The sequence below is a fragment of the Chamaesiphon sp. OTE_8_metabat_110 genome (genome assembly GCF_031382685.1).
GTDB lineage: Bacteria > Cyanobacteriota > Cyanobacteriia > Cyanobacteriales > Chamaesiphonaceae > Chamaesiphon.
Genome location: NZ_JANMZA010000331.1, coordinates 1 through 5,325, shown reverse-complemented (window position 1 = coordinate 5,325; position 5,325 = coordinate 1). Strand labels below are relative to the sequence as shown.

The following is a 5,325-nucleotide window of genomic DNA, read 5'->3' as shown; positions in this document are numbered from 1 at the left end:
TTCCCCTTTACCCGTTCCCCCCATCCCCCACCAACCATTAACCCTTACCCATTAACCATTACCCCTTACCATTTTCCGTACGATCGCGGCGTATAAACCAAATTACTCCCATCCGCTCGGGGAATTAATTTTGTTTGACTCGAACCGATTAAAATTACCGTCCGCATATCTGCCGACTCTGGTACTAGTTCTCCCAGGGTAATTACCCGCACCTCCTGCCCAGATCTGCCCAGATTGCGGGCGAGGATGACCGGGGTGGTCGCCGATCGAAACTTGATGAGGATTTCCTTAGCGGCGGCTAATTGCCAGCTCCTTTGGCTAGAAATCGGGTTATAGAAGGCGATCGCCAAATCTGCTGCTGCTACCGCCGCAATTCTCGCAGCGACTACTTCCCACGGCTTGAGGATATCCGATAGCGAAATCGCACAAAAATCATGTCCCAACGGGGCACCCACACTGGCAGCGGCGGCTTGCATCGCCGAGATCCCCGGCGCGATCTGGAGATCGATCGTTTGCCATGCGGGGTTTGCTGCTGTGTCGAGGACTTCGAGGACGGCAGATGCCATCGCAAAGATGCCGGGATCGCCAGAGGAGACGACGACGACATTTTTACCACTGGCGGCTAGATCTAGCGCCAACCGCGATCGATCGAGTTCGACCCGATTGTCGGAGCCATGACATTCTTTACCGCCGCTCAAATCTTTGACTAAATCTAAATAGGTGTGATAGCCGACTAAATCCGTCGCCGCCAGGATCGTCTGACGGACTTGGGGGGACATCCACTGTGCCGATCCCGGCCCGGTGCCGACTACGGTTAGTTTACCCTGTGCTTGGCCGATCGAGTGCGGATCGACAGTCTCGATCGCGCTCCAGATCGTCCAATTGGGATCGCTACCAACGAGGGTGAGCGCGGATTGCCAGTGATTGGATTCGACGAAGCGAATCGGCAAATTTAGGTGCTGGCTAATCCCGGCAATTGCCGCCCCCGCAATGCTTTTGGGTAGCATGATACAGGCAACAGACTCGATCGTGAGATTGGCGGTAGTCAGGTGTGTGGTAATGACTTCTAGCCACTCCGTAACGGTAAATTGGTCGGGCTGCTCGATCGCCACAACTAAGCTAGTCGGATGATAAACTAACCGCGTGGGGCTACCAGCAATCGATCGAGTAGTCACGACGATCTGGCGTTCGCCATCGGTACTAAAGGGAATATCGCTCGCCACCAGCCACGGCGCGGCACCCTCTAAACTCACACTCATCCCCGCAATTAGGTCGGCGATAAAAGCTTTGACATGTTCTGGGTTGGCTAAATAATAACCCGCAGGCGGATTCGGCAGCACTGTATTAAACTGGATTTTGCCTGTAGTCGTAATCGCTGGACGCACATGTAAAGCGGCGGCAATGGTTTCTGCCAGTTCATTCACCCCAGTTATCCCACCCAACAGTGGCACTACCGCACTCCCATCAGCGGCTACTGCGATGACAGGCGGTTCGGTCTTGGTATCGGTCAAAACTGATGCGAGCGTCCGAATCAAAATGCCAGCGGCACACAGTCCAATTATCGGCACGCCCTCACGATACAATTGGCGCACGGTATCGCCAAAATTGGTAAAACTGACATCAACATCGGTCGTTCTCCCGGCTAACCCATATAGTTGCGCTCCAGGGATCGATGTTATCAATTTGCGGGCAGTGGGTACGCTAAGTTGATTGAGAACGATCGCGATGGGCGTGGGTCGAGCGAGCATGATTTGACAGATGACGGTAGTTATTATCTTATCGCTGGATCTGGGACGGCTCGCTCGAATGATAAAATACTTATACTCGCAGCTTGCGTCAACACAAAGTGGATAGTGAATGGTGGATAGTGAATAGTGCTTAAGAGTAAGTTTTGAGTCTATTTTTATCAGTTTTTATTATTAGTAAATTGACGATCGCTTTATTTATGCCACACGACCGCAAAACTATTTTATATGTCATTACTAAATCTGAGTTAGGCGGTGCCCAGGGACATGTCTACGATCTGATGAAATCTCTGTATCGAGATTATCAAGTGCATCTGGCTGTTGGTGCGCCTGGATTGCTGACCGAAAAAGCGATCGATTTAGGCATTAAAGTACACATTATCGCCAATCTCAAACGCAAAATCGATCCTGCCAACGATCTGCGATCGATCCAACAATGTATCGCGATTATCAAGTCGGTCAAGCCAGATCTCGTCCATTGTCATAGTAGTAAAGCTGGTGTCGTCGCTCGATTAGCCGCCTGGATTTGTCGCGTGCCAGTTATTTTTACCGCACATGGCTGGGGCTTCGATCCGCGATCGCCAAAACTGCAACGAAACATTGCTTTAGGGGTGGAAAAAATCTTATCACCAATCTCTAACAAAATTATTTGTGTCTCTGAAAGCGATCGACAATTAGCAATTCTGTTGAAAGTAACACCATCCAAACTAGTTGTCACCGTTCATAATGGGATTGCCACTGAAGCGATAACAATGGCGGTACCAGAACGACAACCGCCACAGTTAATTATGGTCGCTAGATTCAATCGCGCCCAAAAAGATCAGCATACGCTCATGCAGGCGATCGCGCAGATCGATCGACCGATTCAATTAATATTTGTCGGCACTGGCCCCGATTGGGAAGAGAGTAAAAATATCGCTAAACAGTTAGGAATTCTCGATCGCGTTTCCTTTTTGGGCGATCGATTAGATGTTCCCGATTTACTCGCTGATTCGCAGATTTTTGTATTGAGTACGCATTATGAAGGTGCGCCGATTAGTATCTTAGAAGCGATGCGTTGTGGCTTGCCGATCGTTGCTACCAATGTCAATGGCATTCCCGAACAAGTTGCTGATAATGTCACGGGTTTATTAGTACCGCATCAAGATATCGATGCTCTGACGGCGGCGATCTCTAGTTTGGTTGACGATCCACAACGCCGCCAGCAAATGGGTATAGCCGGACGCCAAAAATTTATCCAAGAATTTACGGTCGAGCAAATGGTCGAGAAAACTGAATTAGTCTATCGATCGGTACTTAGCAAAAAATAATTAAATAGTTTTGTTCCCGTACTGCCGCCGATTAAAATCGGGGCTAATGATGCAAAGTCCGCCTACGCGGACTAGTCAGTTAGCAGGAATTCAAGTCTCTAGGATCTTCTTACGCCGAATTGATATTATTTACATTAGTTATAATCGTAGAGGCTAATCTTCATTCCAATCGATCGTCCAACAACTTTCTTCAAAGAAATCTTGTAAAGCTGCTTTATTCTCTACCCAGTCGTCATAGCCTACTCCCGACAATAAATCAGAAGAGGAGTTGTAAATAATTAAAAATCCACCAGTATTCTGGTAGTCATCATCAATTCTTAGATACCAACCTTGCATATCTCCGTTAGTAATTAGACCCTTTTTTCCAATGACTAGTGACATTTCTCCCCCAGTGATAAGCGACTTCAACGAGATCGATGCTGGTATTAGTATTCTCCATCAGCATCGATCGAATTGGGAGGAAACGACAATTCCCCAACGATTAGGATATCTTCAAGAGTGCATCGATCGAACGATTGGTGTTGCTGATGTGTGGATGAGAGTGGCTTGCCAAGCCAAGGGGATCGATCCCAAATCGCCGCTAGCGGGCGAAGAATTAGTAGCTGGGGCGATTTCGACAGTGCGGAATATCCGGCTGCTGATGACAACGCTCCAGGCTGATGGCATTAATCCGTCCAAAATTCGACAACGGGAGGATGGGCAATTCGTGGCGGAAGTATTACCGGGGAATGCGATCGAGCGGTTGCTATATTTGGGCTATCGGGGCGAGGTGTGGTTAGAACCGGGAACGTTACCCACCCAGGGAAGGATCTATCGCGAACCAACAGCCAGCCGGGTAGCGTTAATTTTGGGAGCGGGGAATGTTTCGGCAATTGTGGCGATGGATGCGCTCTGGAAGTTATTTGGCGAAAATCAAGTTGTCATCATCAAGATGAATCCAGTTAATGCCTATATTGGGGCATATTTAGCTGACGCATTCGCGCCATTAATTCAAGCGGGTTTCATCCAGATTGTTTATGGTGGTGCCGAAGTTGGCAAATATCTGTGCCAACATCCGCAGATCGAGACGATTCATATTACTGGTTCTCATCGTACCCATGATGCGATCGTCTGGGGTGCCACCGCAACCGAGCAACGAGAACGCAAAGCCGCGAATAATCCCCGGATTACCAAACCAATTACCTCCGAACTCGGCTGCGTCACGCCGATTATCGTCGTTCCTGGCAAATGGTCGCAGTCCGATATCAGCTTCCAAGCGCGTCAAGTTGCGGGGACAGTCGCCCACAATGCCAGCTTTAACTGTGCCTCGGGACAGGTACTCGTTACCGCATCTGGTTGGGCGCAACAAGCGGAATTTTTAGCCGCCGTCAAACGCGAATTAGCCGCCATTCCCCCGCGCCAAGCCTACTATCCAGGTGCCCAAGATCGCTATCAAGCCTTACTCGACAAGTACCCTCAATCCGAGCCACTAGGGGCACGCACGCCCGAGATCGTTCCCTGGACGCTAATTCCCGATGTACCGCCTGTCGCGGGCGAATATGCCCTCACTGAAGAAGCTTTTTGTGGTGTGTTGGCTGAAGTCTCGTTGGCGGAGCCTCTCGGAACGAGAATCGCGGCTCGAACTGCCGCTGATTTTCTCACCAAGGCAGTGGAATTTGCGAACGAAAGCGTTTGGGGAACCCTTTCTTGTACGCTCATCATCGACACTCAGACGCAGCAAGAACATCGAGCGGAATTGGATAAAGCGATCGCTACTCTCAAGTATGGCGCGATCGGGGTAAATATGTGGTCGGGGATGTTATTTTATCTTGGATCGACGACTTGGGGTGCTTATCCCGGCAATACTTTAGCCGATATCGGTTCGGGTAGCGGCTGCGTCCATAATACTTCTCTATTCGATCGACCCCAAAAGTCGGTAGCGTATGCGCCATTTCGGATTTTTCCGACGCCAGCTTGGTTTGCGACGCACCGGAATTTATTGGGGATGGCACGGCAATTACTTAAGTTTGAAGCTTATCCCAGTTGGCAAAAGCTGCCAGGGTTGGTGCTGGCGGCGTTGCGGGGATAGGGATGTTGCAGCAAAGTTCGGGTGAAGGATATTGGCTCTGCTCTGGCACCGCCTCCGATTGTGTCTTGTCGCGCTAAACCCGGAGGAAACCTCCGGAGCGCGCGCCGCAAATCGGGGCTAGTGTCACAATGTCCGCCTGCGCGGACTAGTTAATTAGTCCGCGCAGGCGGACTTTGCATCACTAGCCGAGACTTCCAGTCTC

Annotated in this window: 4 protein-coding genes; 2 read left to right on the top strand and 2 right to left on the bottom strand. The window is 50.1% G+C overall.

What is annotated here, in order from left to right:
- Positions 1–65 precede the first annotated feature (65 nt).
- Positions 66–1,748 carry a precorrin-3B C(17)-methyltransferase gene (cobJ, locus tag RMO52_RS12265; protein WP_310414497.1) on the bottom strand — a complete coding sequence of 561 codons (1,683 nt, stop codon included), beginning with the start codon at positions 1,746–1,748 and terminating at the stop codon, positions 66–68.
- Positions 1,749–1,891: 143 nt separating this feature from the next.
- Between cobJ and RMO52_RS12260 the strand changes: the two genes are divergently transcribed.
- A complete protein-coding gene (locus tag RMO52_RS12260; protein WP_310414495.1) occupies positions 1,892–3,055 on the top strand; it encodes a glycosyltransferase family 4 protein in 1,164 nt (387 codons plus the stop codon).
- A 153-nt stretch (positions 3,056–3,208) separates the two neighbouring features.
- On the opposite strand, the gene RMO52_RS12255 is transcribed toward RMO52_RS12260, so the two are convergent.
- A complete protein-coding gene (locus RMO52_RS12255) occupies positions 3,209–3,436 on the bottom strand; it encodes a hypothetical protein (RefSeq protein WP_310414493.1) in 228 nt (75 codons plus the stop codon).
- On the opposite strand from RMO52_RS12255, the gene RMO52_RS12250 reads away from it, so the two are divergent.
- The gene (locus RMO52_RS12250; RefSeq protein WP_310414490.1) at positions 3,423–5,123 is read left to right on the top strand and encodes an aldehyde dehydrogenase family protein; all 1,701 of its coding nucleotides are present in this window, start codon (positions 3,423–3,425) and stop codon (positions 5,121–5,123) included. The two genes, RMO52_RS12255 and RMO52_RS12250, sit on opposite strands and share 14 nt — an antisense overlap.
- Positions 5,124–5,325 lie beyond the last annotated feature (202 nt).

Coding starts and splice junctions, on each gene's coding strand:
- RMO52_RS12255 (WP_310414493.1), bottom strand. CDS start 3,436: ATGTCACTAGTCATTGGAAAAAAGGGTCTAATTACTAACGGAGATATG.
- RMO52_RS12250 (WP_310414490.1), top strand. CDS start 3,423: ATGACTAGTGACATTTCTCCCCCAGTGATAAGCGACTTCAACGAGATC.
- cobJ (WP_310414497.1), bottom strand. CDS start 1,748: ATGCTCGCTCGACCCACGCCCATCGCGATCGTTCTCAATCAACTTAGC.